18 protein-coding genes and 1 pseudogene are annotated in these 26,731 nt (G+C 61.9%); 16 read left to right on the top strand and 3 right to left on the bottom strand.

Annotation, left to right across the window (positions count from 1 at the left end; genetic code table 11):
• Nucleotides 1–127: 127 nt before the first annotated feature.
• Nucleotides 128–684, top strand: a pseudogene (locus tag AB3X96_RS40125) (magnesium transporter CorA); the annotation flags it as partial.
• 133 nt (nucleotides 685–817) lie between these two features.
• On the opposite strand, the gene hmpA reads toward AB3X96_RS40125, so the two are convergent.
• Nucleotides 818–1,999, bottom strand: a complete 1,182-nt coding sequence (gene hmpA, locus AB3X96_RS40120; RefSeq protein ID WP_368594120.1) for an NO-inducible flavohemoprotein — start codon at nucleotides 1,997–1,999, stop codon at nucleotides 818–820.
• Nucleotides 2,000–2,137: 138 nt separating this feature from the next.
• Between hmpA and norR the strand changes: the two genes are divergently transcribed.
• From norR to AB3X96_RS40075, 9 genes are all read left to right on the top strand, one after another.
• Nucleotides 2,138–3,733, top strand: a complete 1,596-nt coding sequence (gene norR / locus AB3X96_RS40115; RefSeq protein WP_368594119.1) for a nitric oxide reductase transcriptional regulator NorR — start codon at nucleotides 2,138–2,140, stop codon at nucleotides 3,731–3,733.
• 216 nt (nucleotides 3,734–3,949) lie between these two features.
• Nucleotides 3,950–4,792 (top strand): MaoC family dehydratase N-terminal domain-containing protein, encoded by an 843-nt coding sequence (locus AB3X96_RS40110; RefSeq protein WP_368594118.1) that lies wholly within the window; start codon nucleotides 3,950–3,952, stop codon nucleotides 4,790–4,792.
• An 18-nt stretch (nucleotides 4,793–4,810) separates the two neighbouring features.
• Nucleotides 4,811–5,974, top strand: a complete 1,164-nt coding sequence (locus tag AB3X96_RS40105; protein ID WP_368594117.1) for an acyl-CoA dehydrogenase family protein — start codon at nucleotides 4,811–4,813, stop codon at nucleotides 5,972–5,974.
• A 16-nt stretch (nucleotides 5,975–5,990) separates the two neighbouring features.
• Entirely contained in the window at nucleotides 5,991–7,169 is a 1,179-nt protein-coding gene (locus AB3X96_RS40100; protein WP_368594116.1) for a CaiB/BaiF CoA transferase family protein, read from the top strand.
• Nucleotides 7,170–7,277: 108 nt separating this feature from the next.
• Nucleotides 7,278–8,666, top strand: coding sequence for an MmgE/PrpD family protein (locus AB3X96_RS40095; RefSeq protein WP_368594115.1), 1,389 nt, complete (start codon nucleotides 7,278–7,280; stop codon nucleotides 8,664–8,666).
• Nucleotides 8,663–9,481, top strand: a complete 819-nt coding sequence (locus AB3X96_RS40090; RefSeq protein WP_368594114.1) for a CoA ester lyase — start codon at nucleotides 8,663–8,665, stop codon at nucleotides 9,479–9,481. Before AB3X96_RS40095 ends, AB3X96_RS40090 begins: the two co-directional genes overlap by 4 nt.
• A 160-nt stretch (nucleotides 9,482–9,641) precedes the next feature.
• Nucleotides 9,642–11,321, top strand: coding sequence for a glycoside hydrolase family 43 protein (locus AB3X96_RS40085; RefSeq protein ID WP_368594113.1), 1,680 nt, complete (start codon nucleotides 9,642–9,644; stop codon nucleotides 11,319–11,321).
• 48 nt (nucleotides 11,322–11,369) lie between these two features.
• A complete protein-coding gene (locus AB3X96_RS40080) occupies nucleotides 11,370–12,668 on the top strand; it encodes an MFS transporter (protein WP_368594112.1) in 1,299 nt (432 codons plus the stop codon).
• Nucleotides 12,669–12,733: 65 nt separating this feature from the next.
• On the top strand, nucleotides 12,734–13,651 hold the full coding sequence (locus AB3X96_RS40075; protein ID WP_368594111.1) for a LysR family transcriptional regulator: 918 nt from the start codon (nucleotides 12,734–12,736) through the stop codon (nucleotides 13,649–13,651).
• Nucleotides 13,652–13,676: 25 nt separating this feature from the next.
• Here the strand turns inward: AB3X96_RS40075 and AB3X96_RS40070 are convergent, their stop codons facing one another.
• Entirely contained in the window at nucleotides 13,677–14,963 is a 1,287-nt protein-coding gene (locus tag AB3X96_RS40070) for a sensor domain-containing diguanylate cyclase (protein WP_176107278.1), read from the bottom strand.
• 475 nt (nucleotides 14,964–15,438) lie between these two features.
• Here AB3X96_RS40070 and AB3X96_RS40065 point away from each other — a divergent pair, with 475 nt between their 5' ends.
• From AB3X96_RS40065 to AB3X96_RS40040, 6 genes are all read left to right on the top strand, one after another.
• The gene (locus AB3X96_RS40065; protein WP_368594110.1) at nucleotides 15,439–16,821 is read left to right on the top strand and encodes an MFS transporter; all 1,383 of its coding nucleotides are present in this window, start codon (nucleotides 15,439–15,441) and stop codon (nucleotides 16,819–16,821) included.
• Between the two features lie 114 nt (nucleotides 16,822–16,935).
• Nucleotides 16,936–17,847 (top strand): LysR family transcriptional regulator, encoded by a 912-nt coding sequence (locus AB3X96_RS40060; RefSeq protein WP_368594109.1) that lies wholly within the window; start codon nucleotides 16,936–16,938, stop codon nucleotides 17,845–17,847.
• Between the two features lie 179 nt (nucleotides 17,848–18,026).
• A complete protein-coding gene (locus tag AB3X96_RS40055; protein WP_368594108.1) occupies nucleotides 18,027–19,526 on the top strand; it encodes an aldehyde dehydrogenase family protein in 1,500 nt (499 codons plus the stop codon).
• Nucleotides 19,527–19,638: 112 nt separating this feature from the next.
• Nucleotides 19,639–20,811, top strand: a complete 1,173-nt coding sequence (locus AB3X96_RS40050; RefSeq protein WP_368594107.1) for an NAD(P)/FAD-dependent oxidoreductase — start codon at nucleotides 19,639–19,641, stop codon at nucleotides 20,809–20,811.
• Between the two features lie 156 nt (nucleotides 20,812–20,967).
• The gene (locus AB3X96_RS40045) at nucleotides 20,968–22,176 is read left to right on the top strand and encodes a PLP-dependent aminotransferase family protein (protein ID WP_368594106.1); all 1,209 of its coding nucleotides are present in this window, start codon (nucleotides 20,968–20,970) and stop codon (nucleotides 22,174–22,176) included.
• 618 nt (nucleotides 22,177–22,794) lie between these two features.
• Nucleotides 22,795–23,898, top strand: a complete 1,104-nt coding sequence (locus AB3X96_RS40040) for a YjgN family protein (RefSeq protein WP_368594105.1) — start codon at nucleotides 22,795–22,797, stop codon at nucleotides 23,896–23,898.
• Nucleotides 23,899–24,230: 332 nt separating this feature from the next.
• On the opposite strand, the gene rpoD is transcribed toward AB3X96_RS40040, so the two are convergent.
• Nucleotides 24,231–26,228: an RNA polymerase sigma factor RpoD gene (gene rpoD / locus AB3X96_RS40035; RefSeq protein WP_368594104.1), complete on the bottom strand. Its 1,998-nt coding sequence runs from the start codon at nucleotides 26,226–26,228 to the stop codon at nucleotides 24,231–24,233.
• Nucleotides 26,229–26,731 lie beyond the last annotated feature (503 nt).

Raw genomic sequence — 26,731 nt, 5'->3', positions numbered from 1 at the left:
GCCTACCGCTCGCGCAGACCGTCGACGACTACGCCGCGCTTCTTCCCTGGTGCATGCCCGCCGAACTGCGGTAAGTCTATTGCCCTGTTCAACAACTCTGATGGGCGTCGTTAATTGACCGCTTACACTCGATCTGCCCGAAGCGTTTTTCGACGCCTTGCGCGAAGGCTCGCATTCGACGCGGATCGAGCATGCGGACGGCGCACTGCGCGCAGTCGTCAACGACGTCATGTTCAACCTCGAGTTCATCCTGTCCGAAATCGCGCGACCAGGCCGACCTGCTCGTGCAGATCGTCCGCCGAAACAGTGCCGACGTCGATCGAATCGAGAACCGCTTCCTGTCGCAACGGCCGACGCAAAACCGCCTCGACCTCGGCGCGATGCGTCGCACGCTGACACGCCTGCAGCGGATGCTGGCACCCGAACCGGGCGCAATTTTCCGCTTGCTGGCGAGGCCGCCTCGCTGGCTTTATGTGGAAGAGGTGCAGGATCTGCGTGAATCGACGGAGGAGTTCTCGGTCGTGCTTTCGGACGTGGCCGGATTGATCGAGCGGGTTAGATTGCTGCGTCGGTGGCATTCCGCTCGCCGAGAACAAGCATGGATTTTGGGTGATGGTGTTGCTGGTCGCCGGCTCTACCGGGCTGACAGGCTGGTGGGCATTTAGCCGCGGAAGAGAGCGCTAGAACGCACAGCAGACTCGGCCCGCTTCTTACGAGGCCAAACCCACAGGCGTGATTGAAACCAGAAGATGCCCGTCTTTGAATACGCTTCGCAACGATCCAAAGAGGGCAAGTACTCGTCGATTACTCGAGTGCGTTATTCGAGCGCGGCAGCCGGCCCAAAGAACTCATAACGGCTCTGCGATTCCGGCACGCCGATCGCCTTCAGGCCTTTCTTGATCGCCTTCATGAACGCGATGGGCCCGAGGAAATACACGTCGACGTCACGCGTTTCCGGCAACCACTTCTTCAGATTCGCTTCGTCGACGTAACCGACTGCGTGCGCGTCGGCATCGCCGTCACGGCGCTGCTCGTAGCAATAGAAGCGCTTCAGTTGCGGATGGCGCGCGGCCAATGCATCGATCGCGCCGCGGAACGCATGCACGCCACTATGACGGGCCGCGTGAATGAAATGCACCGGACGATTGGTCTTCAGCGCGGCTTGCAGCATCGCCATCGTCGGCGTGATACCTACGCCGCCGCTGATCAGCACCAACGGCTTGTCGCCGGGTTGCAGCGTAAATTCGCCAGCCGGCGCGGACAGTTCGAGCGTGTCGTTTTCCTTCATCTGCTCGTGCAGATGCGTCGACACGGTTCCATTCGGTTCGCGTTTCACGCTGATGCGATATTCGTGGCCATCGCTCAATGCGGACAGCGAATAGTTGCGGCGCACTTCTTCGCCGTCGATCACCAGACGCACGCCAATGTACTGACCCGGCTGAAACGCGAGCAATTCGCCGCCGTCGTCGGGACGCAGATAGAACGACGTGATCTCGTCGCTTTCACGCACTTTGCGCGCGACGCGGAACAGCCGCGTGCCGCGCCAGCCGCCGGGAGCTGCTGCGCTTTCGGAGTAGATCTTCTCTTCGAGGCCGATCAGCAGATCCGCGAGTTGCTGATACGCGGCGGCCCACGCTTCGATCACGGCGTCGGTTGCGACGTCCGCGCCGAGTACTTCGCGAATCGCACGCAGCAGGCACTTGCCGACGATCGGATAGTGCTCAGGCTGCACGTTCAACGACACGTGCTTGTTGATGATCTGCGCGACGAGCCCGCCCAGTTGCTGGAGCTGATCGATATGGCGCGCGTACATCAGCACGCCGTTGGCCAACGCGCGCGGTTGCATGCCGCTCGCCTGATTGGCTTGATTGAACATCGGGCGCACTTCCGGATGTTCGCTGAGCATCAGATTGTAGAAGTGCGTGGTGAGCGCCTCGCCGCCGCTTTCCAGGAGCGGCACGGTTGCTTTGATAATGGCGCGGTGTTCGGCGGATAGCATATTTTCAAGTCCTGATGAGAGTCTGTGTGAGCGTCTGTCTATAAGCGAGTGTCGCAGCCGGTTCCGGCAGACTGCCTCTACTAACCACGAATCGTGCCAGGTATAAAATGCATTTAGATCAACGATCTGGCAAATAAGATGGTTCATTCGACCCTGGTCGAAAAGACTCGCCCCGCAGTCAATCTGACTGCCGAGGCGGTCCTCGACGTTCTTACCCCTCTGATTCTCGACCTGTCGCGCGAGCTGTCCGAGCGCGAGCGTTATCGGCGGCTGCTCAGCGCGCTGCGCTCGCTGTTTCCTGGCGACGCGGCCGCATTGCTACGCCTGGAAGGCGATACGCTGGTGCCGCTCGCGATCGACGGCTTGAGCAGCGATACGCTCGGGCGGCGTTTTCGCGTCGCCGAGCATCCGCGCTTTCAGGAACTGCTGGCCCAGCCAGGGCCGACGCGCTTTGCGGCTGACTCCGATCTACCCGATCCCTACGATGGCCTCGTGCAAGGCATGGCAGCCGGGCATCTCGAAGTGCACGACTGTCTGGGGTGTCCGCTGTTCATCCGCGGCGAGCCTTGGGGGTTGCTCACGCTCGACGCACTCGACCCGGCGCGCTTCAACACGCTCGACATGGCTTCGCTGCAAGCATTTCTCGGCCTCGCGGCCGCGACCGTCAGCGTCGTCGAACGCATCGACGCGTTGGCGCGCAATGGCGAAGAGGCGCAGCGTCGCGCGGAAGCTTATCGGCTGGCGAGCAGCGAGAGCCGGCGCGAGCTGATCGGCAGCAGCGATGCGCACCGCCGGATGGTGAAGGAGATCGAGGTGGTGGCCGCCAGCGATCTGACCGTGCTCGTCACCGGCGAGACCGGCGTCGGCAAGGAGTTGGTCGCGAACGCGATCCACGCGCTGTCGCCGCGCGCGAACAAGCCGCTGATCAGCCTGAACTGTGCGGCATTGCCCGATACGCTCGTCGAGAGCGAGCTGTTCGGGCACGTGCGCGGCGCGTTTTCGGGGGCGTCGGCGGATCGGCGCGGCAAGTTCGAACTCGCCGACGGCGGCACCATTTTCCTCGACGAGGTCGGTGAGTTGCCGCTCGCGATGCAGGCGAAACTGTTGCGCGTGCTGCAGAACGGCCAGTTGCAGCGCATCGGCTCGGACCACGAACACAGAGTCGACGTGCGGCTGATCGCCGCAACCAATCGCGATCTCGCCGAAGAAGTGCGCGCGGGCCGCTTTCGCGCCGATCTCTATCATCGCCTCAGCGTGTATCCGCTGCGCGTGCCGCCGTTGCGCGAGCGTGGCCGCGACGTGCTACTGCTGGCGGGCTTCTTCCTCGAAGACAATCGCTCGCGGCTCGGTTTGCTGAGTCTGCGTCTTGCGGCCGACGCGCAGGCCGCGTTGCTGCACTACTCATGGCCCGGCAATGTGCGCGAACTCGAGCATCTGATCGGACGCAGTGCGCTGAAGGCGTTGGCGGCCAGTCGTGAGCGCCGCCGTATTCTGACGTTGACGGCCGCGGACTTCGCGTTGTCCGACGCACAGAATCAAGAAGCCAACCAAACAGCCAGGCAGAGCGAGGAAAGCGAGACGAAAGACTTTCGCAGCGCGGTCACCGAGTTCGAACGCAATCTCGTTCTCGAAGCGCTGATCCGCAATAGGCAAAACTGGGCGGCGGTCGCGCGCGAGCTAGGGCTGGACCGGGCGAATCTGAATCGGCTGGCCAAACGGCTCGGGCTCAAATAAGCGAGCAGGTGAAGGAGCATCGTTGCGCCACGCAAATGCGACCAGGCGAGGCCACATCGGATCGCGCCGAAAACAGATTGTCAGCGCCGCGCGCTGGGCCTAACGTCTTAACCAAAGCCAAAGGCCCGCTTCGGAAAATCGAACTTCGCGGCACACAGCGCGTCGGTCATAGTGGGCCCTAACGAGGACCAACACACTAAACTAGGAGACTCCGCCATGTCCGCTGCCCCACAGAAGCTCGACGATTGGCTCAACAAGCAGGCGGTGGCCGAAGACGACATCACCGCGTTTCCGTTAGCGGCGCTCGCCGCCACGCTCGATCGAGAGGAAAGCGGTGACAGCGTGCCGCCGTTGTGGCACTGGCTGTACTTTCTGCCGGTCGCACCGCTATCCGAAGTCGGTCCCCATGGACATCCGAAGCGGGGCGGTTTTCTGCCACCCGTGTCATTGCCGCGCCGCATGTGGGCGGGTGGCCGACTCACGTTTCATGCGCCGCTGAAGATCGGTCAGCATGCGCGGCGCACGTCGACGATTGCCAATATCGAGGACAAGACCGGCCGCTCGGGCCGCCTCGTGTTCGTCACCGTGCAACATACGATCGAAGTCGATGGCGAGTTAAAGCTCGAAGAGGAGCATGACATCGTCTATCGCGACGCGCCGCAGGAGGGAGCGCGGCCGCAACAGCCGGCGCCCGCACCCGAAGGCGAAACGTGGCGCCGCACGATCGACGCCGATGCCGTGATGCTGTTCCGCTACTCGGCGCTGACTTTCAACGGCCATCGCATTCACTACGACCATCCCTATGTCACGCAAGTCGAAGGCTATCCGGGCCTCGTCGTGCATGGCCCGCTGATCGCGACGCTGCTCGTCGATCTCGTGCGCCGCGAACTGCCGCACGCGACGCTGCAAAGCTTCGCGTTTCGCGCGCTTCGCCCCACGTTCGCGGATCAGCCGTTCACGGTATGCGGCAAGCCTGCCGCCGACGGCAAGACGATCGACCTGTGGGCGAAGGACCACGAAGGTTATCTGACCATGCGCGCGACCGCCGCGCTCGCCTGAATTCCACGGGACTCGACTATGCAAACCACGCAACACGATTCGTTCCAGGACATTCGAGAGGCCGTGCGCGCTCTGTGTCAGCAGTTTTCCGGCGAGTACTTTCGCAAGATCGACGAGGCGCGCGGCTATCCGGAAGAGTTCGTCGACGCGCTGACGAAGGCCGGGTGGCTCGCCGCGCTGATTCCGCAGGACTTCGGCGGCTCGGGGCTCGGGCTCACGGAAGCCTCGGTGATCATGGAAGAGATCAATCGCGCGGGCGGCAACTCGGGCGCGTGCCACGGGCAGATGTACAACATGGGCACGCTGTTGCGGCACGGTTCGGAAGAACAGAAGCGCAAGTATCTGCCGAAGATCGCGAACGGCGACTTGCGTCTGCAATCGATGGGCGTGACCGAGCCGAGCACCGGCACCGATACGACGAAGATCAAGACCACCGCCGAACGGCGCGGTGACCGTTACGTGATCAACGGTCAGAAGGTGTGGATCTCGCGCGTGCAGCACTCGGACCTGATGATCCTGCTCGCGCGCACCACACCGCGCGCGGACGTGAAGAAGAAATCGGAGGGCATGTCGATCTTCATCGTCGATCTGCGCGAAGCGATCGGTCATGGCCTGACCGTGCAGCCCATTTTGAACATGGTCAATCACGAGACCAACGAGCTCTTTTTCGACAACCTCGAAATCCCGGCCGAGAATCTGATCGGCGAGGAAGGGCAAGGCTTCAAATACATTCTCGATGGCCTCAACGCGGAGCGCACGCTGATCGCCGCGGAGTGCATCGGCGACGGTTACTGGTTCGTCGACAAAGTCACCGAGTACGCGAAGGAGCGCGTCGTGTTCGGCAGGCCGATAGGACAGAATCAGGGCGTGCAGTTTCCGATCGCGCGTTCGTTCATCAACGTCGAGGCAGCGAGCCTGATGCGCTTCGAAGCGGCACGTCGTTTCGACGCGCATCAACCGTGCGGCGCGCAAGCGAACATGGCGAAGCTGCTCGCTGCGGACGCGTCGTGGGAAGCGGCCAATGCGTGCCTGCAATTTCACGGCGGTTTCGGCTTCGCGTGCGAATACGACGTCGAGCGCAAGTTTCGCGAAACGCGTCTTTATCAGGTCGCACCGATCTCGACCAATCTGATTCTCTCGTACGTGGCCGAGCATATCCTCGGGCTGCCGCGTTCGTTCTGACCCGCTGGCGGACATCATGAGACCACTCGACGGTATCAAGGTCATCACGCTCGAACACGCGATCGCCGCGCCGTTCTGCACGCGTCAACTGGCCGATCTCGGCGCGCGCGTGATCAAGATCGAACGGCCCGGCGTCGGCGATTTCGCGCGCGGCTATGACGAACGCGTGCATGGGCTGTCGTCGCACTTCGTGTGGACCAATCGCTCGAAAGAAAGTCTTTCGCTCGACCTGAAGCAGCCCGCGGCGGCGGAGATTCTCGATGCATTGGTTGCCGATGCCGACGTGCTCGTGCAGAACCTCGCACCGGGTGCGGCCGAACGGCTCGGCCTCGGCTACGACACGCTGAGTCAGAAGTATCCGAAGCTGATCGTCTGCGATATTTCCGGCTACGGCGCGGACGGTCCGTATCGCGACAAGAAAGCGTACGACCTGCTGATTCAAAGCGAGTCCGGGTTTCTGTCGATCACCGGCTCTCCAGGCGCGCCAGCGAAGGCGGGCTGCTCGATCGCGGATATCGCGGCGGGCATGTACGCTTATTCGAACATCCTGAGCGCGCTGTTGCAGCGGGGACGCACGGGGCGCGGTTGCCGTATCGACGTGTCGATGCTCGAGAGCATGGTCGAGTGGATGGGTTATCCGCTCTACTACGCGATCGACGGTCAGTCGCAGCCCGCGCTCGCGGGCGCCGCGCATGCAACGATCTATCCTTATGGCCCGTTTCCCGCTGGCGACGGCAAGACGGTCATGCTCGGCCTGCAGAACGAACGCGAATGGAAGCTGTTCTGCGAGCGCGTGCTCGAACAGCCTGAGCTGACAACGGACGAACGCTTCGCATCGAACTCGAAACGCACCGCGGCGCGTAATGCATTGCGCGAGGTGATCGTCGCGGCGTTCGCGGAGCTGAGTGCCGCGCAGGTGATCGAGCGACTCGATCAGGCAGGCATAGCGAACGCGCAGATGAATACGCTCGCGGACGTGTGGGCGCATCCGCAACTGAAGGCACGCGAGCGCTGGCAGGAAGTCGGCACGGCAGCGGGCACGATACCGGCATTGCGGCCTCCGGGTTTGCCTTCCGACATCGAGCCTCGGATGGACCCTGTACCTACGCTTGGTCAACATACCGAATCAATTCTGCGCGAGCTTGGTTACGACAATGCGCGCATCGACGCGCTGCGCGCGGCCGGCACGATCTGATTCAGTAAGCCTGTTTCGGTTCGCGCCCGCATGCATGTGATGCGGGATGACAAGCCGGTATTCCGAACGAACCCGATGCAACCTGGCATCACACGGCGCACGACACTCATGAACGACCATCCCAGTCTCACGCTCGCCACTTTCGCTGCGCAACTCGACTTCGACAGTATCCCGAACGAGGTCGTCGAGCGGACCGTCAACCTGTACGTCGATTGGCTCGGCTCGGCGCTTGCAGGCAAAGGCGCTCGCCCGGTCGAGACGATCGCTCGGTTTGCGCGCGCGGCGGCCGGTGCGACGAACGAGGGCCTCTGCGAGGTACTGATCGATCGCGGCCGCACAACGCCGTATTTCGCCGCGATGATCAACGGCGCGGCATCGCATTTCGCCGAACAGGACGACGTGCACAATGGCTCGGTGTTTCATCCTGCGACCGTGGTGTTTCCGGTTGCGCTCGCGTTGGCACAGGCAAAGCGAGCGTCGGGGCGCGACTTCATCACGGCGGCCGTGGCGGGATACGAGGTCGGCATTCGCATCGGGGAATTTCTCGGGCGCTCGCACTACAAGGTGTTTCACACCACAGGCACGGTCGGCACGCTCGCAGCGGCGGCAACTGCAGGACGATTGCTGGGCTTGGCGCCGTCGCAGATGCTCGATGCGTTCGGCTCGGCGGGCACACAGGCTAGCGGCTTGTGGGAATTTCTGCGCGACGCCGCCGACTCGAAGCAACTGCACACCGCGATGGCCGCCGCGAACGGCCTGATGGCCGCGCAACTCGCCGCCGACGGCTTCAAGGGTGCGACGCACATTCTCGAAGGCGCGCAGGGCATGGCCGCGGGCATGTCGAGCGATGCCGATCCGGCTCGCCTCGTCGATCGCCTTGGCAGCCGCTGGGCGACCGCGGAGACGTCGTTCAAATATCACGCGGCGTGCCGCCATACGCATCCCGCCGCCGATGCGCTGCTCGCTGTGGTGCGGGCGCATCGTCTCGCGCCGCGCGACATCGCGAATGTCGTCGCGCACGTGCATCAAGGCGCGATCGATGTGCTCGGTCCCGTGATCGCGCCGCGTACCGTGCATCAGGCCAAGTTCAACATGGGTACGGTGCTCGGGCTCGTCGCGCATCACGGCTATGCGGGCATGACCGAATTCGAGCAGGGTTTCGACGCGAGCGAGATCCTTGTGTTTCGCGACAAGGTCACGATGACGCTCGACGCCGAAGTCGACGCCGCCTATCCCGCGCGCTGGATAGGCAAGGTCACGGTGACCACGACCGACGGCCGCGTGTTCGATGGGCGTGTCGACGAGCCGAAGGGCGATCCAGGGAACACGTTGTCGCGCGACGAGATTGCGACGAAGCTGCATCGGCTGGCGACATTTTCGGGTGCGGCTAGTGAAGAGGAAGCGGCGCAACTGCTTCGCCGGGCGTGGGGTGTTGCCGAAGTGGCCCAGATTGGCCCGGTATTCGATGCAACTGCGCGCACGAAGGTGGCGGCGTGAGCGCGCTGCCCCGGTCATATCTGTTCGTGCCTGGGAATCGGCCTGAGCGGTTTGACAAGGCCTATGCGGCCGGCGCGGATGCGGTGATTCTCGATCTGGAGGACGCGGTGCAGCCGGATCAGAAAGTGCCGGCGCGCGCGGCGGTGGTGGCTGCGGTATCGGCTAACGCATCGCGGGCCGTGTGGGTGCGTATCAATGGCTCGGATACGCCTTGGTTTTCAGATGACGTTGCTGCGCTCGTTTGTCAGAGCGGCGTCGCAGGAATCGTGCTGCCGAAGGCTGAGACGCGCGAACAGATCTGCGCGGTGCTGGCGAACGCGCATCCGGCGTTAAGCGTACTGCCGATTGTCGAGACTGCGTGCGGGTTCGCGAATCTTGCGGAGTTATGCGGCGCGCCGCGCGTGCTGCGTATCGTGTTCGGTACGCTGGATTTTCAGGTTGATCTCGGCATCGATGGGGATGGCGAGGAGTTGCATCTGTTTCGCTCGCAGATCGTGCTTGCGTCGAGGTTGGCCGGCATCGGTGCGCCGGTGGATGGCGTATCGACGGCCATTACCGATGCTGATGCGGTGCAAGCCGATGCACGGCGCGGGCGGCGGTTTGGTTTCGGCGGCAAGCTTTGCATTCATCCGAAGCAGATCGAGGCGGTGCACCGCGCATATGCATGGAGTGACGCCGAGGTGGAGTGGGCGCGACGCGTGCTTGCGGCTGTCGAGGCGAGCCATGGCGGGGCAGTCGCCGTGGATGGAAAGATGGTCGATATGCCGGTGATCCTGCGGGCGCGGAGAGTTTTGGGCAACTCCGAGAGCTTCTGACAACGCCGTTTTCGTCGTGCCCTCATAGCAGGATTCCTACATCGCCTGCTGGTCATTCGGACGACGTACCAGTAAGCACCTCACCCAAGGGAATACCCTCCCATCATCGCACTTGAACAGTTAGCAGGTCACATGCTAGATTGAATTGTTATCGGTAACAATGTTCGCCGAAAAGCAAAAAGATCTGTTCCTTTCAGCACGTCAGAAAAATACCTTCCCGACGAGTACTATTCAAAATCCAGTTCTGCGCGGCTTCAACCCGGACCCTTGTATATGCCGTGGCAAGGATGCGTGGTATATCGCGGTTTCAACGTTTGAATGGTATCCGGGCGTTCTCATTTACGAATCGAAAGACTTCGTCAACTGGGAACTCAAGGCCACGCCGCTGGACAGGTTGCCGCAATTGAACCTGATCGGAGAGCAGCCGTCCGGAGGCATTTGGGCGCCAGCCCTGTCCTATCACGACGGTCTTTACTGGCTCGTGTATACCGACACCAAGGCATGGAAAGGCGAGCAGAAGATTTCCCCGCTGCGCGACATGCACAACTACCTCGTGACCGCCCCGGACATTGCCGGACCTTGGTCGGAGCCCGTCCATCTCGTCTCCGGTGGATACGATCCATCGCTGTTCCACGACGAATCCGGCAGAAAGTGGCTCGCTTATATCCGGCGCGACTTCAGAGGAATCCACGAAGATCTTTTCGTCGGAATCGTTCTACGGGAATACTCGGTGCAGGAGGAAAAGCTGATCGGTGAAGAGCGCGTCATTTACAAAGGCGCCAACCTGAAGACCGATTACTTCATGAAATGTCAGATATACGAGGCTCCCCATTTATTGAAGAGGGGGGACTGGTACTACCTGATCACGGCGGAGGGCGGCACAGGCTATACGCATGCAACGTGCGTATCCAGGTCCCGCGATATCTTCGGTCCATACGAGTTTCATCCTGACACGCCGATGCTCACGTCGCGCGACGCGAATGGACGGATCCAGCGGACCGGCCACGGCAATCTGGTCGAAGGTCCGAATGGCCGGTGGTACATGACGTACCTCGGATCGAGACCAATCGATGCGCAAACGAAGCGCTCGCCGCTAGGCCGCGAGACCTGCATCGTCCCGATCGAATGGCATGCCGACTGGCCCCACCTCGCCACTGGCGGAGTGGTCCCCGCCGAATCTTTTGCGATCGACTCGGAGATCGAGCAAAGGCTCGACAGCAGTTGGGCGATCGATTTCGGACAATGCGCCGCGCTGCCGCTGGAACTGCAGAGTCTGCGCATTCCCATTAGCGACGACTGGTGCAATCTTCACGACCGTCCGGGCTATCTGCGGATAAGGGGACAAGAGTCGCCAACCTCGCGCTTCCATCAAAGCATGCTGGCCTGTCGAATCCGTGACTGGCAGTTCGAGGTCGAAACAGCGCTGGAATTTTCGCCCAAGTCATATCTGCACATGGCTGGGCTCATGGCGCGTTACGACGAAAACACCTTTTACTACCTGTTCGTCACGCGCGACGACGACGGCACGAAAATCCTGTCCTACATGGAAATGGATGCGGGCAGCTTCGCCTATAGCAATCGACTGGCGACGCTGCCCGAGTCCACCGGGATCGACCTGCGGATCCGCGTCGTAGACGCAAAACTGAGCTTCTTCTATCGCGTGGCACACGGTGACTGGAAGGACCTCGGACTGGCAAAGGATTTCACGAAACTCAGCGATGAATATGCCACCCCAATCGGCTTCACGGGGGCTTTCGCAGGTATCACCGCCAATGACATGCTCGGTTTTCGCGAACCTGCCGACTTCAAGTTGTTCTCATATCGCCAACTGAACGGCTAGAGCTCGAAATTCGCTTCACCGCTGTCGCTTAATAATAAGGAAGACCTCATGCGCTTTCATTGGAGACATCGCTATCTCGTGCTGCTGATTCTGTTCGCGATCTATCTGCTCTGTTATATGGACAGAATGATCATGGCGGCGGCTATTCCATTTATTGCGTCCGAGTTTCATCTGTCGGCGATCGAAATGGGAGGAATCCTCAGTGCGTTCTTCTTCAGCTACGCGCTATGTCAGATCCCGGCCGGCCTGCTGGCAGACAGATTCGGCCCGCGGTTGATGACGACGATCGGCATCACGTGGTGGACGATTTTCACCGCGCTTACCGGACTGTGCAATTCGCTCGGCTTGATGCTGGTGGTGCGGGTCGCATTCGGCGTCGGCGAAGCGCTCTTTCCTCCGGCCGCGTTCAAGGCGCTGTCGGCATGGTTCCCGAAGCGCGAATCGGGCCGGGCGACCGGGCTGATGATGACCACGAATGCGCTGGGACCCGCACTGGCTCCGCTGTTCGTGGCGGCCGTGATGGCAGTGTGGGGATGGCGCGCGATTTTCACGAGTCTGTTCATTCCCGGTATCGCGATGGCGATATTCGGCTGGATCTATATCAGAAACAGCCCGAAGGATAGCAAGCACGTTTCGAATATCGAATTAGAGGAAATCGGCACCAGCGAAAAGGCTTCGTCTGCGTCCGCCGGCAAAGCGGATTTTGCTGGACTGGTGAAAACGCCACTGGTCTGGTGGTGCTTTGTCACCTTGTTCGTATTCAGCATCGCCTCGTGGGGAATCATGAGCTGGTTCCCGACGTACCTGCTGAAAGCGCGCGGCCTCTCGACGGCCAAAATGGGCATTATGGCGTCGGTGCCATTTCTCGTCGGCACGATTGCCTATTGCATCACGGGCTTTCTCTCCGACAAGTTCTTCCGCAATCGTCGCGAATTGCTTGTCGTCCTCGGCTGCATCGTGGCCGCCATCTTTGCGTATCTGACGGCCCATGCGGAGACCGTGGAAACGGCGGTGTTCTATCAGACGATCGGCTATTTCTTCTCGACCATGGCCGGCTGTTCGTTGTACACGATCCCGAACGTCGCGCTGCCGAACAAGGTCGTCGGATCGGCAATCGGCTTTGTCAATGCAGCGGGTCAACTGGCAGGATTTCTTTCCCCGCTGATCGTCGGTTACATCCTGACCAGCACGAATAACGACTTCAATGTCGTGTTCCACCTTTTCGTCGGCTGCTTCTTGCTGGCTTCGGTTTCCGCATGGTTCATCAATACGAGGACGGATCGCAGCGACGCCGTCACTCGGGCCGATGGTGGAGAAGTGGCCGCGCAGAACCAGACAGCCGGATAAATGGCGCGACGGGGCTTGGGCCGGCGATAATGCCAGCTCAGTCACCTGCTTTGAATCGCGCGACCATGAAATCGAGGATCGAAAATTTTTCGAGCGGCATCAGCGTGTTTGCGGCGGTAGTCGACGCCGGTACGTTCGCGGCTGCGTCGGAAGTGATCGGAATGTCGCCGCCTGGTGTGAGTCGGGCGATTGCAAGGCTGGAAAAGAGATTGAAGATCCGGCTCTTCAATCGAACTACGCGGTCCGTATCCCTGACGGACGAGGGCCGCCGTTTTTACGAGCAGGTCATGCCGCACCTCGCAGGGCTGGAGGAAGCCGCCGTGGCCGCGGCTGGCGGCGCATCGGCGGTGCGGGGAAAGCTGCGCGTCAACCTCGATCCGGTGTGTTACCGGGCGATACTCGGGCAACGCCTCGACCAGTTCATGGACGCGCATCCTGAGCTCGAAATCGAGTTCATCGCGCGCGACCATCTGGGCGATCTCATTCTCGAGGGCTTTGATCTCGCGCTGCGGTTCGGCGAGCCGAGGGCATCGTCTCTCGTCGCACGCAAGCTGCTCGACACGGCCGTGGTCACGGTCGCCGCACCGTCGTACATCGCACGACGTGGGCGCCCGGCAAAGCCGGAAGATCTCGAAGGCCCAGGTCACCGTTGCCTGGAATTCCGCAATTCGGAGACAGGCAAGCCGTTCCCTTGGGAGTTCCATCGCAAACGCAAGAAAACTGTGATTGCACCGCGCGGGCGATTGACGGTGAACGATCCTGGCGCGCTACTGAATGCGTGCCTCGCTGGCTCCGGTGTCGCGCAGATGCTTCTTTTCGGTGCCGAGCAACTGATTGCCGAAGGGCGGCTGATCAATCTCTTTCCCGACTGGCCTGACGAGCGCTATCCCCTGTACGCCTGCTACCCGTCACGCCATCACGTTCCGGCGAAGACGCGTGCCTTTCTGGAGTTCGTCGTCGAGTTGGCAAACGCTCACTCGTGAGCGGCCGTTACTCAAACGGCCTGCATTAACCAACCTCCACGCGGTTCCGCCCTCTGTCCTTGGCGCGATACAGCGCCAGGTCCGCGCGCTTGACAATGGCGTCGACGTCATCCTCACCAGGCAGGCGCTCGGTCACGCCGATGCTGACCGTAAATGGAATCGGCTTGCCGAGCCGCCACGGATGCTCGAAGTTCTGCTGCTCGATCGTCTGGCGCAAGTCTTCGGCCACGCTCGTCGCCTGTTCGATATCGAGGCCCGGCAGCGCGGCGACGAACTCCTCGCCGCCCCAGCGGGCAAACACGCCGATGCGCCAATCGGCGTTCATGACGACTTTGGCCATCACGCGCAGCACTTCGTCGCCAATGTCGTGTCCGTAACTGTCGTTGATCTTCTTGAAGTAATCGATATCGAGGAGAAAGATCGAAAGCTTGCTGTCCGACCCCAGCAGGTTCTCGACCGTGTCCGCGAATTCCCTTCGGTTGGGCAGGCCGGTCAGCTCGTCGGTCACGGCCTGCTTCTGCAGCAGATCCATCAATTGGACGCGATCGGCGATGTCGCGAATCACGGCGGTGAATTCGATCAGGCCGCCCACGTTGATCTTCGAGATCGCGATTTCGACGGGCAGCAGCGAGCCGTCGCGATGCAGCCCATAGATGCGGTTGCGCTCGTCCATTTGCCGCGAGCGCACCGGCGAGCGGGCGAACTGATGGACGTACTGGGAGTGATTGGCGCGATAGCGCTCGGGCAGCAGTTCCGTGATGGGGTGCCCCACCATCTCCTCGACCGAATAGCCGAAAAGGTTTTCCGCAGCGCGATTGAAGAGAGTGATGCAGTGCTGCTGGTCGATCGTAATGATCGCGTCATAGGCGGCATCCACCACCGAGCGGAAACGCGACGTGCTGACTTCCAGCTCGTGCATCAGCTCCATCTTTGCGGTGATCTCGAGACCCGTCACCATGATTTCGATCACCGAATTCGCGCCTCTGTTGTGCCGCAGCGGCTTCAACGACAGGCGCCACCAGTGGGTTCCGTCTCTCAGGTCGTAAGCCTGCTCGAGTTCGCGGGCGACGCCGGATTCAAAGCATTCGCTGAGCTTCTGACGAAATTCGGTTCGGGCGTAATTGGGAATCAGCGTGTCGAATGACGCCGGGAACGATTTGATGCTGTTGCGCTTGCCGCCCGTCATTTGCATGAAATGGTCGTTGCAGGCGGAAACCAACAGCTGCCCCCTCTCATCGCGCGCGACGATCGCGACGCTTGCGGCGATTTCGTCGACGATCGTCCGCATCGTGCAGGACCAGTCATCAACCATTCTGCCTCCGAGAATCTACCTGAATGCCCCGTGTGTTCTCCTGAACAGCACGCACGTCTACATTCAAATCATCCGGTTCGACCGGCTCCGAAGCCCGATATCGGGCCACTTTGAAATGGGCATGGCCGGCCAACATGCGGGGGGAGTACATCGACAGAGTAGGCCGTAGTCCGATTTTTGGGAAGAATTTATTCCTGGAAATGAAGTACCGGACTCTGATGCGCTGCAGCCTTTCAGGTATGCAAATCGCTTCTTTTTCATCCCTTAATCAAACCGGAACACTCACCTCCAAAAAACCCAATTCCCACCCCACGTCGCCTGTCGCACTCTTGAAGCCAACGGCCCGCACGATCCAACTACGGCCGTTCAGCGCTCTGCCCCGAGCCGCCGCATCCAACGAAGGCAGCCTCGCAGAACTGTTCCGCGCACGCGAGCCTCTCGCCCGTGCACCGCCTAAAAAGACAGGAGACACAATTTGCCCGCCCCCATCAACTCCGGCGCACGCCTCGACCGCCTGCCGATCAGCCGCTTTCACTGGAACATCCTCGGCCTGATCGGCGCAGGCGCTTTCCTCGACGCCTTCGACATCTATCTCGCCAACGGCGCGCTCGCGGCGATGGTCAAAACCGGCTTCACCGATCTGCGCCTCGGCTCGTTTTTCATCTCCGCGACCTTCATGGGCATGATGATCGGCGCGGGCCTGTCGGGCTATCTCGGCGACCGCTTCGGGCGACGCTATTCGTATCAAGCCAATCTCGCGATCTTCGGCCTCGCATCGCTCGCCGCCTGCTTCGCGCCGGACATCTACTGGCTGATCCTGCTGCGCTTCATCATGGGCATCGGCCTCGGCGCCGAACTCGTGGTCGCCGCGGGCACGCTGTGCGAATTCGTGCCACCCGCCACGCGCGGCCGCTGGACCGCGTTGCTCGCGCTGATCATCAACTCCGGTCTGCTCGGCGCGACCGCGGTCGGCTATTGGGTGATTCCACATCTCGGCTGGCGCTATATGTTCGCGATCGCAGGCGTCGGCGCGATGGTCGTGTGGTTCCTGCGGCATCGGATGCCGGAGTCGCCGCGCTGGCTCGAAACGGTTGGCCGGCTCGAAGAGGCGGAGGCCACCGTCGCCGCGATCGAGCGACAGGTCGAGGCGCGCGTCGGCAAGCTCCCGCCGGTCGCGCGCGTGGTCAGTCACGAGGTGCCGGCCGCGCCGTTCGCGGCGCTGTTCGCGCGCGGCATGATCGGCCGCACGCTGGTCGCCGCGCTGACCTGCATGGCGATCAACATGTCGTTGTACGGTTTCGTCGCGTGGCTGCCGACGTTCTTCGTCAAGGAAGGCCTGACCATCGTGCAGTCGCTCGGCTTCGTGCTGCTGATGTCGTTCGGCGCGCCGGCCGGTGCCGTGGTCGGCTATCTCGTAACGGACCGCCTCGGGCGGCGCAACGGCATCATGCTGTTCTCGCTTGCAACGGTCGTGCTCGGCTTCGTCTACGTGCAGATGCGCACGCCGGTGCCGATCGCGGTCGTCGGCTTCGCGCTCGTCACGACGATCTACACCGTCTGCACGCTCGGCCTGTTCGGCTATATCCCCGAGCTGTTTCCGACCGCGCATCGCTTGCGCGGCACCGGCGTGGCCGGCACGTGCGGCCGCGCGGCGTCGATGTCGACACCGTATGTCGCGCTGCTGCTCTACACGCAGTTCGGCGTGACGGGTGTGCTGACGATGGTCGGTGGCGTGCTGTTGTTGCTGAGCCTCGCGATTCTCGCGCTGCGCATCGAAACGAGTCAGCAGACGCTCGAAGGGATCTCGCCCGATGCCGAGCTGATACCGCAAGCGGAGATGATGCAAGAGTCGGCATAGGCCGTACGCGCATGAAGGGAGGCCGTCGATTCGGATCTTTCCCCGGCTAAATTTTCACCACACCTGGTTAAGATGAAAGTCTGTCCTGCCCATGCTTCGCTAGCAGCTTTCATCATGCACTTCGATTTCGTCGATTTACGCTTGCTCATGCACATCGCCGACACGCGCAACCTCGCGCGTGCGGCGGAGCGCTCGCACCTGTCGGCGCCGGCCGCCAGCAACCGGGTCAAGAATCTCGAGGAGCAGCTCGGCATCAAGCTGCTCTATCGAACCAGCCAGGGCGTGACGCCGACACCCGCGGGCGAGGCCTTCGTGCATCATGCACGGCTCGTGCTCGAACGCGTCGAGCATCTGGCCGGCGATATGCAGGAGTACGGCGATGGCATCAAGGGCCACGTGCGCATCTGGGCCAACACGACCGCGATAAGCGAGTTCCTGCCGGCCGTGCTGAGCCGTTTTCTGCGCGATCACCCGGACGTGAACATCGATCTGCGCGAAGTGCTGAGCGGCGAGATCGTCAAGGGCGTCGCCGACAGCGCGACCGATATCGGCATCGTCGCGGGCAATGTGCATGCCGAGCATCTGCAGATGCTGCCGTATCGCGACGATCGGCTCGTGCTCGTGACGTCGTGCGAGCATCCGTTCGCGAGGCAGGCGTCGGTCGATTTCTCGCAGGTGCTGAACGCGAACTTCGTCAGCCTGCCGACGTCGAGTGCGATCCACGCATTCATCACGAGTGCCGCCGATGCGCTCGGCGCGCGTCTCAAACTTCGCATTCAGGTCGGCAACTTCGAGGCCGCGTGCCGGATGATCGAGGCGGGTGTCGGAATCGGCATCGTGCCGGAATCGGTCGCGCTGCGGCACAGAAAGACGATGCAGATCGCGATCGTCGGCCTGAACGATCCGTGGGCCGAGCGTAAGCTGAAGATCTGCGTGCGCAGCCTGCAGGACTTGCCGCCGTTAGCGCGTGTGCTGGTCGACCGGTTGACGGCGGCGGCGGAGGGGGACGGCGCGACCGATGCTTGACGCTTGACGCGCGGGCTTCGCACACGCGTCTGGAGCTTGACCAAGTTTCCTTCTGGAAACAACGCTACCTTTTGTCAACCGGTATTTCACTCCCCAGGCATCTCCTTGCCGCCACAAAAACCCGCGTGTATAGTTTCCGAACTTACTCTTGTTTCGTATCGGAAATTAAAGGGGTTCACATGGACGCGTCCACCATCCTTGCCGATCTCGGCATTGCCCACGCCGCACAAGCCGGCGATATCGCGGTTCATTCGCCGATCACCGGCGCGCTCATCGGCCGTGTGGCCAGCCAGACGGCGGCTGAGGTCGACGCGGCGCTCGCCCGTGCCAAAGACGCGTTCGCCGTATGGCGCAACGTGCCGGCGCCGCGCCGCGGCGAGCTGGTGCGGCTGCTCGGCAATCGGCTGCGCGAACAGAAGCACGCGCTCGGCAGCCTCGTTTCGCTGGAAACCGGCAAGATCCTGCAGGAAGGCATGGGCGAAGTGCAGGAAATGATCGACATCTGCGATTTCGCGGTCGGTCTGTCGCGCCAGCTGTACGGTTTGACGATCGCGTCCGAGCGCCCGGGGCATCGGATGGCGGAGTCGTGGCATCCGCTCGGCACTTGCGTCGTGATCTCCGCGTTCAATTTCCCGGTGGCGGTGTGGTCGTGGAATGCGGCGCTCGCGCTGGTGTGCGGCAACGCGGTGATCTGGAAGCCGTCGGAAAAGACGCCGCTGTCGGCGCTCGCGGTGAACAAGATTCTCGAAGATGCACTGAAGGAATTCGGCGATGCGCCGGCTGGACTCGCGGCGCTGATCATCGGCGGCCGCGACGTCGGCGAAAAGCTCGTGGCCGATCCGCGCGCGTCGATCGTCAGCGCGACGGGCAGCACGGAAATGGGGCGCAAGGTCGGCGTCGAAGTGGCGAGGCGCTTCGGCCGTTCGCTGCTCGAACTCGGCGGCAACAACGCGGGCATCGTCGCGCAGACGGCCGACCATGAACTCGCGATGCGCGGCATCCTGTTCTCGGCGGTCGGCACGGCCGGTCAGCGCTGCACGACGCTGCGGCGTCTGTTCGTGCACGACAGCGTGTACGAAAAGACCGTCGAGCGTCTGAAGCAGCTGTATAGCCGCGTGCCGATCGGCAATCCGCTCGAAAAGGGCACGCTGATGGGGCCGCTGATCGACCGTCAATCGTTCGACCGCATGCAGGAAGCGCTGCAGCAGGCCAAGGCCGAGGGTGGCAAGGTGTTCGGCGGCGAGCGGGTCGACGTGCAGGGTTATGAGGGCGGCTACTACGTGCGTCCGGCCATCGTCGAGATGCCGTCGCAGACGCCGGTCGTGCTGAAGGAAACTTTCGCGCCGATTCTATACGTGCTGCGCTATGCCGATTTCGCCGATGCGGTCGACGCGAACAATGCCGCGCATCATGGTCTGTCGTCGTGCGTGTTCACGAGCGACCTGCGCGAAGCTGAGCGCTTCCTGTCCGCGTCGGGCAGCGACTGCGGCATCGCCAACGTCAACATCGGTCCGAGCGGCGCGGAGATCGGCGGGGCGTTCGGCGGCGAGAAGGAAACGGGCGGCGGCCGCGAGTCGGGTTCGGATGCGTGGAAGGCGTATATGCGTCGCGCGACCAATACCGTGAACTACTCGTCGGCGCTGCCGCTCGCGCAGGGTATCGACTTCAATCTCGACTGACGCGCGCAAGTGTGACGTCGCCGTCAGGCGCGCCACGGCCGCGCGTTGCAGATAGCAATCCGTTTGCGCCGCCCGGCGTTCCGGAGCGGCCACGTTACTCGTGGAGTAAGACGTGAGTTCGAAAGTCGTGATCGTCGGCGGTGGGGTGATCGGCAGTTCGATTGCGTATTTCTTGCGGCTGTCCGATCCGACAGTCGGCGTCACGGTGATCGAACGCGATCCGACCTATGCGCGTTCGTCGTCGGCCTTGTCGGCGGCGTCGATCCGGCAGCAATTTTCTACGCCGCTTTCCATTCAGATGTCGCTGTTCGGCATCGAGTTTCTGCGCTCGATCGGCGAGCGGCTGGAAGTCGACGGCACGCGGCCGTCAATCGATCTGCACGAAGGCGGCTACCTGTTTCTCGCGACATCGGCCGGTGAAGCGACGCTGCGCGAGAATCACGCGCTGCAAACAAGCCTCGGCGCGGATATCAGCCTGCTCGACACGCATGGCTTGCAAACGCGCTTCCCCTGGCTCAATACCGACGATCTCGTTGCCGGCGCTTTTGGCGAAAGCGGCGAGGGCTGGTTCGACGGCTACGGTCTCGTGCAGGCGCTGCGCAAGAAAGCGCAGGCGCTCGGCGCGCGCTATGTCGCGGCCGACGTCACCGCGCTGCATCGCGACGGCAGCCGTGTCACTCAGGTACGAACCGCGGACGGCGAGACCTATGCTTGCGATGTCGTCGTCAACGCGGCCGGCGCGTGGTCGCGCAAGATCGCGCAGATGATCGGCATCGACCTGCCCGTCCATGCGCGGCGGCGCAGTATCTTCAACGTCACGTCGCCGGCAAGGCTCGAACGCTGCCCGCTGCTGATCGATCCGAGCGGCGTGTACTTCCGGCCCGAAGGCAATTCTTATATCTGCGGCACGTCGCCGTCGGCCGATAACGACCCCGACGATTTACCGCTCGACGAAGTCGATCACGCGCTATTCGACGACGTGATCTGGCCGACGCTCGCGAATCGCGTGCCGCAATTCGAGGCGCTGCGCGTGCAGAACTGCTGGTCCGGCTATTACGAATACAACGTGCTCGATCAGAACGCGATCATTGGACATCATCCGGATGTCGATAACTGCATCTTCGCGAACGGCTTCAGCGGCCACGGTTTGCAGCAAGGCCCGGCAACCGGACGCGGCATCAGCGAATTGATTCTGCATGGCCGCTATGCGACGCTCGACCTCGGTTCACTGAGCTTCGCGCGTGTGCTCGAAAACCGGCCGATCATCGAGAAGAACGTGGTGTAGCTAGCGCCCCTATATGGCCCGATGCGGGGTCATGCGGAAAACGCAATAAGTAGTGCATAGATATCGTTTGCCGCAGATCCCGCCGATGGCGACAATCGACGCCGATCGTCTTCGACATCCCAATCGATCTCACACGAGAGGCAGGCGGCCGTCATCATGTTCTCATTCAATCCCGCATTCGAAGCACCGAGTGGCTCGCCGATCCGCGAGCTGTTCAAATACCTCGCGCAGCCCGGCATGATCTCGTTCGCCGGCGGCTATCCGGCGAGCGACCTGTTCGACCGTGAAGGACTCGATGCCGCGGCCGCGCGCGCCTCGCATCAGCCGACGCTGTGTCTGCAATACGGCCCGACCGATGGCATCGCGATCCTCAAGGAACAGCTTGCGCAATTGATGGCGCGGCGCGGCGCGCCATGCACGCCAACAGACCTGTTGGTGACGACCGGTTCGCAACAAGGCTTCGATCTGCTGCTGCGGGTGATGGTGGCGCCCGGCGACGTCGTGCTCGTCGAGCAGCCCGCGTATCCGGCCACGTTGCAGGCGCTGAAGCTGCAACAGGCCGACGTCGTCACGGTGCCCGTCGATCAGCACGGACTCGACGTCGCGAAGCTCGCCGCAGTGCTCGAATCGGGCACGCTGCGTCCCGCTCCCAAGCTGCTGTACACGGTGCCGACCTTCGCGAATCCGACTGGCGCGACGTTGTCGCTCGAACGTCGAATCGCATTGTTGAGCCTGGCGGCGCGCTATCGGTTCATGATCGTCGAAGACGATCCGTATGGTGATCTGCGTTTCGATGGCATGGCAGTGCCTTCGCTTTTCGCGTTGAGCGGGCAGGTGCCCGGTTCGCGCGACTGGGTCGTGCATTTTTCGAGTCTGTCGAAGATCGTCGCGCCGGGTTTGCGGGTCGGCTGGATGGTCGCGCACGCGGAGATCGTGCGGCGCTGCGTGGTCGCCAAGCAGACGGTCGATCTGTGCAGCGCGCCGTGGACCCAGGTGATCGCCGCCGAGTACCTCGCGAGCGGCGCGTTGGAGCGTCATCTGCCGCGCATCATCGATGCATATGCCGTGAAATGCCGCGCGCTATGCGATGCGCTCGACACGCATCTCGCGCAGCAGATCGCGTTTCATCGTCCGGCCGGCGGCATGTTCGTGTGGGCGCGTCTGAACGCGGCGCGCGATGCGTCCGACTATCTGCGCATGTGCATCGAACAGAACGTGATGTTCGTGCCGGGCGTCGCGTTTTACAAGGACGCGGTCGATAGGGCGGCGCTGCGTCTGTCGTTTGCCGCGCCCGGGGTCGAGGAGATCGAAACCGGCGTGCATCGAATGAAGCGCGCGCTCGAGCTGTACTTCGAGGAGCAATAAAACCCGCAATGCATCAATACAATCAGCGCAGTGCGGAAGATTACCCGGCGAGCATCTAATGTGCAGCCGGGTTTTTTTATTCCAATGCCAAAAATTGCGACGATTTAGCAGAATTCACCGCATTCCTTATTAATCGTGAATTGCGTTGCGTGTGAATACGCAATCGTTTTCGTCCGCGTATGCCGCGCCATCAGGTCGGCCGTGGCAAGCCGGGGGCGAGGCTACAGGATTGCCACGGCGGGGGCGCACTCGCGAGTGGACCGTCAAATGATCGCCCCCAATGAAATCGTTATTGCGCGCGTTAATTCAAGATTATGCGAATTGAATAAATTCGCGCCTTGCCAAATTTCGTAATGGAGGTGGCCGATTTATATGCGGAAATGCCATTTATAAAGATACGAAACCGTGTAATTATGTGTTTGCCGGTCGGTTTCCGTTTTGCGTGATTCCCTGCGTGTCTGAAAGACAGGTTTTGCATGGGCTCGCACCACGCGAGCCGGTCTTCGCACGGGAAAGCACCGTCGCCCGTCGCGTTCGCCCACGCATGCCGCATGAGTGCCGCAAGAGTATGCGTGAGCGGGCCACAAATACGTTAAATGAAGAAAAGAGGGCAACGCAATGAATTCACTCGACGAGAAGCGGCCGCTGCTGATCTACGACGGCACGCTCGGCGACCTCTACGGCATCTTTTTCAGAAGCCTTCTGCTGCAAATCGTGACGCTCGGCATTTACCGCTTCTGGGCGACCACGAACAACCGCCGCTATGTCTGGTCGCACATGCGCTTTCAGGACGAGCGCTTCGAGTACACCGGCACCGGGGGCGAGCTATTCAAGGGCTTTCTCGTCGCGATCGTGGTCGTGTTGGGCGCGACGTTCGCGGCTGGCGCGCTGAGTGTGGTCTTGCGCATGCAGACGAAAAGCGCGGCACTCGGTTCGTTGCCTGTCGTCGCGTTTTATCTGCTGATCGTCGTGTTCTCGGCGGGCGCTTTTTTCAGCGCGCAGCGCTATCGGCTGAGCCGCACGCAGTGGTGCGGTGTTCGCGGCGGCATGACCGGCTCGGCGCTCGGCTACGGTGTGCGCGCGCTGCTGTATGCGCTTTTGTGCGTTGTCACGCTTGGCCAGATGTTGCCGTGGACGTCGATGCGTCTGACGGAGCGCCGCATCAACGCGAGCGGCTTCGGTAGCCTGGCGTTTCGCTTCAAGGGGCGGGCGCGGGTTGTCTACGGTCTGTTCCTCGTTACGTTCGTCGGCGTGGTCGCTCTTTTTGCGGTGCTGTTCATGGTGTTTCTGAAGGGCGCTCTCGCATCGATGCATGTCGGCCACGTGTCGGGGGTGGGTGTGGCGCCGTGGCGGGCCGCGCTCGGATCGCTGTTTTTGTTTTATGCGCTGTTCTCGATCGGCACGATGCTGATCCGCGGCTTCTATGTCGCCGCGCTGACGCGCCATGTGATGGGCAATACGTCGCTCGGCTCGCAATTGCATTTCGGTAGCAACGTCAGCGTTGCGCGTCTGCTCGGCTTGCAGTGCGGCAACCTTGCGATCATCGTGTTCACGCTCGGCTGCGGCGCGCCGATCGTACTGCATCGGCTGATGCGCTTTGCCGCCGACACGCTGCAGGTTTCCGGCTACCTCGACGCGCACATGCTGGGGCAAAGCACCGTGGCTGCGCCGCTGACCGGCGAAGGCATGCTGAACCTGCTGGATCATGGTGGCGCCTTTTGAGCTTGGCCTCGCGTTGAGCGTGCGACGTTGGGCGGTGGTTTGCACGGTGTGCGGCAACCGATAGGACACGCGACTCATCGAAGGCGCCAGCGCGAAACGCAGTACGCTCAATGAGTTAGCGCAGTCATGCGCAGCTTGTCCACAAGCTTGTTCCCAAAATCTGTGGACAACAGGGGAGACGCGAAGCGGAGAGCTCGCGCGCGTAAGGCTACCGGGAAGGTACAGCACAAAAGCAAACAGCGGGATTCACCGTCGACCGGTTCATCCCGCTGCTTGTGTATGACGACGTGTGTGACTTGCCGTGCGGCGCGCACGGCAAGCGTGGCAAACGCTTATCGGTCGAGAAACGACTTCAGACGGTCCGCGCGGCTCGGATGCATGAGCTTGCGCATCGCCTTGCTCTCGATCTGACGGATCCGCTCGCGCGTCACGTCGAACTGCTTGCCCACTTCTTCGAGCGTGTGATCCGACTTCGTGTTGATGCCGTAGCGCATGCGCAGCACCTTCGCTTCACGCGGCGACAGGGAATCGAGCGCGTCGTCGATTGCGGCACGCAGGTCGGCCTGCATCGCGGCATCCGCCGGCGACGACACGGCCGCGTCTTCGATCATGTCGCCCAGCGTCGCATCGCCGTCGTCGCCGACCGGCGTTTCGAGCGATACCGGTTGCTTCGCGATCTTCAGAATCCCGCGCACCTTCTCTTCCGACAACTCCATGCGTTCCGCGAGCACTGCCGGATGCGCTTCCTGGCCGGTCTGCTGCAGGATCTCGCGCGAAATGCGGTTCAGCTTGTTGATCGTTTCGATCATGTGCACCGGCACGCGGATCGTGCGGGCCTGATCGGCGAGCGAACGCGTGACGGCCTGGCGGACCCACCACGTCGCATACGTCGAAAACTTCCAGCCACGACGGTATTCGAACTTGTCCACGGCCTTCATCAGACCGATGTTGCCTTCCTGGATCAGGTCGAGGAACAGCATGCCGCGGTTCACGTACTTCTTCGCGATCGAGATCACGAGACGCAGGTTCGCCTCGATCATCTCGCTCTTGGCCTTGCGCATCTTCGATTCGGCCGCAACCATCTGGCGGTTGATCTCTTTCAGATGCTTGAGCGGCAGCGACACCGTCGCTTCGATGTCGATGAGCTTCTGCTGTTCGGACTGGATGGCCGGCAGATGACGCTCGAGCGCCGCACCATAGGTCGACGCGCCGGTGCGCGCGGCACGCTCGGTCCAGCCGAGATCGGCCTCGCTACCCGCGAACGTCTCGATGAACTTCTCGCGCGGCATGCCAGCCTTTGAGACGACGATCTGCAAGATGTTGCGCTCAATCGCGCGCACTTGCGCGACCTGGTGCTGCACGTCGCCGCACAGACGGTCGATCGTGCGTGCGGTGAAGCGGATCTTCGCGAGGTGCTGCTGAATGTCTTCGCGTGCGCGCAGATAGGCCTTCGAGGTGACGTCGCCGCGCGTGTGTGACGCGTTCATCTGGTCGAACAGAATGCCGACCTGGGCGAAAATTTCGAGGCAGTCGTTCGTGAGCTGCTTCAGGCGAGCTTCGTCCGCCGCCGACGAATCGGCCGGACCGACGTCGTCGTTGTCTTCATCTTCGCTGTCTTCGTCGGCATCGCTGTCTTCGTCGGCGTCCGCATCGGCACTCGCGACTTCTTCCGCGGCGGCCGTCTCTTCATTCAGACCGTCGACGAGTTCGTCGATGCGCAACTCGCCGTCGGCAACCTGCTGCGCGCTTGCGAGGATCGCGGAGATCGCGAGCGGGCATGCTGCGATCGCCTGCACCATTTCGTGTAGGCCGTCTTCGATTCGCTTCGCGATCGCAATTTCGCCTGCGCGGGTGAGCAGCTCAGTCGCGCCCATTTCGCGCATGTACATACGCACGGGGTCGGTGGTGCGGCCGAATTCAGAGTCGACGGTCGACAGCGCGACTTCGGTTTCCTCGTCGGCCTGGTCGTCCGACACCACGGCGGGGGAGTTCGAGTTGAGCAGCAGCGTTTCTGCGTCCGGGGCCTGCTCGTACACTTGCACGCCCATATCGCCGAACGCGCTGACGATGCTGTCGATCGCGGCGGTTGCGGTGAAGTTGTCGGGCAGGTGGTCGTTGATCTGCGCGTGGGTCAGATAGCCTTGCTCTTTACCCAGCTGGATCAGTGCGCGCATCAGGCGCTGGCGTTCTTCGGCTTGTTGCGGCGGCAGCTCGGCTGCCACAGGGATCGCTTTGCCGGCGCCCTTGCCTTTGGCCGAACGGCCGGACGGAACTTTGGCAGTGAAGGCGGCGGTTTCGTGTTGCGAATCTTCGCGATCAAAAGGGTTCACGTAATTTCCTCTAGAGGCTTCGCTATGAGACGCAAGACGCTACCGTCAGGCGTTTCGAGCAGGGCTCAGCATCACCTGATGTGACTCAACGCGGTTGTTGGGCTGTGCTCTGGGGAGCAAAAAAGATGAGCCCGCTCGAAGCGGGCCGATGGACATGCGAAATTTTGCGCGGCTCGCATTATATACGAGCTTGGGGGTTCGCGCTCATGGGTGCACATCAAATCATCGTCGCTGTTGTCGCATGCATGCGTGAGACTGCGCGGGTGCGGAGTCCGTGTGCATGCGCGGGACACGACGTAGATAGGGGCGCGTTGGTCCTTGCACAAGGGGGCTTGCCGTTTTCTTATCTATAGGGGCCGTATCCCCACGTGCTGTCCCCAAAAGAAATTCGCAGAAGGGGCTTGACGGGTTGTCGATCGCTCTCCATAATCTCGTTTCTCTGCTGCAGACGCAGCGACGCAAACGAAGCAGTGCCGGGTGGTAGTAGTTCAGGCGCTGCAGGT

This window comes from Paraburkholderia sp. BR13439 (assembly GCF_040948805.1).
Taxonomy (GTDB): domain Bacteria; phylum Pseudomonadota; class Gammaproteobacteria; order Burkholderiales; family Burkholderiaceae; genus Paraburkholderia; species Paraburkholderia youngii.
Note: the sequence above shows the minus strand (reverse complement) of the source record. Positions and strands in the feature narration are given on the sequence as shown.

Bases quoted from the DNA above. Each gene is read 5' to 3' on its own strand.
- hmpA (WP_368594120.1), bottom strand. From the start codon at position 1,999: ATGCTATCCGCCGAACACCGCGCCATTATCAAAGCAACCGTGCCGCTC.
- AB3X96_RS40045 (WP_368594106.1), top strand. From the start codon at position 20,968: ATGTTCTCATTCAATCCCGCATTCGAAGCACCGAGTGGCTCGCCGATC.
- norR (WP_368594119.1), top strand. From the start codon at position 2,138: ATGGTTCATTCGACCCTGGTCGAAAAGACTCGCCCCGCAGTCAATCTG.
- AB3X96_RS40100 (WP_368594116.1), top strand. From the start codon at position 5,991: ATGAGACCACTCGACGGTATCAAGGTCATCACGCTCGAACACGCGATC.
- AB3X96_RS40085 (WP_368594113.1), top strand. From the start codon at position 9,642: ATGTTCGCCGAAAAGCAAAAAGATCTGTTCCTTTCAGCACGTCAGAAA.
- AB3X96_RS40105 (WP_368594117.1), top strand. From the start codon at position 4,811: ATGCAAACCACGCAACACGATTCGTTCCAGGACATTCGAGAGGCCGTG.
- AB3X96_RS40075 (WP_368594111.1), top strand. From the start codon at position 12,734: ATGAAATCGAGGATCGAAAATTTTTCGAGCGGCATCAGCGTGTTTGCG.
- AB3X96_RS40070 (WP_176107278.1), bottom strand. From the start codon at position 14,963: ATGGTTGATGACTGGTCCTGCACGATGCGGACGATCGTCGACGAAATC.
- AB3X96_RS40060 (WP_368594109.1), top strand. From the start codon at position 16,936: ATGCACTTCGATTTCGTCGATTTACGCTTGCTCATGCACATCGCCGAC.
- AB3X96_RS40095 (WP_368594115.1), top strand. From the start codon at position 7,278: ATGAACGACCATCCCAGTCTCACGCTCGCCACTTTCGCTGCGCAACTC.
- AB3X96_RS40040 (WP_368594105.1), top strand. From the start codon at position 22,795: ATGAATTCACTCGACGAGAAGCGGCCGCTGCTGATCTACGACGGCACG.
- AB3X96_RS40080 (WP_368594112.1), top strand. From the start codon at position 11,370: ATGCGCTTTCATTGGAGACATCGCTATCTCGTGCTGCTGATTCTGTTC.
- AB3X96_RS40110 (WP_368594118.1), top strand. From the start codon at position 3,950: ATGTCCGCTGCCCCACAGAAGCTCGACGATTGGCTCAACAAGCAGGCG.
- AB3X96_RS40055 (WP_368594108.1), top strand. From the start codon at position 18,027: ATGGACGCGTCCACCATCCTTGCCGATCTCGGCATTGCCCACGCCGCA.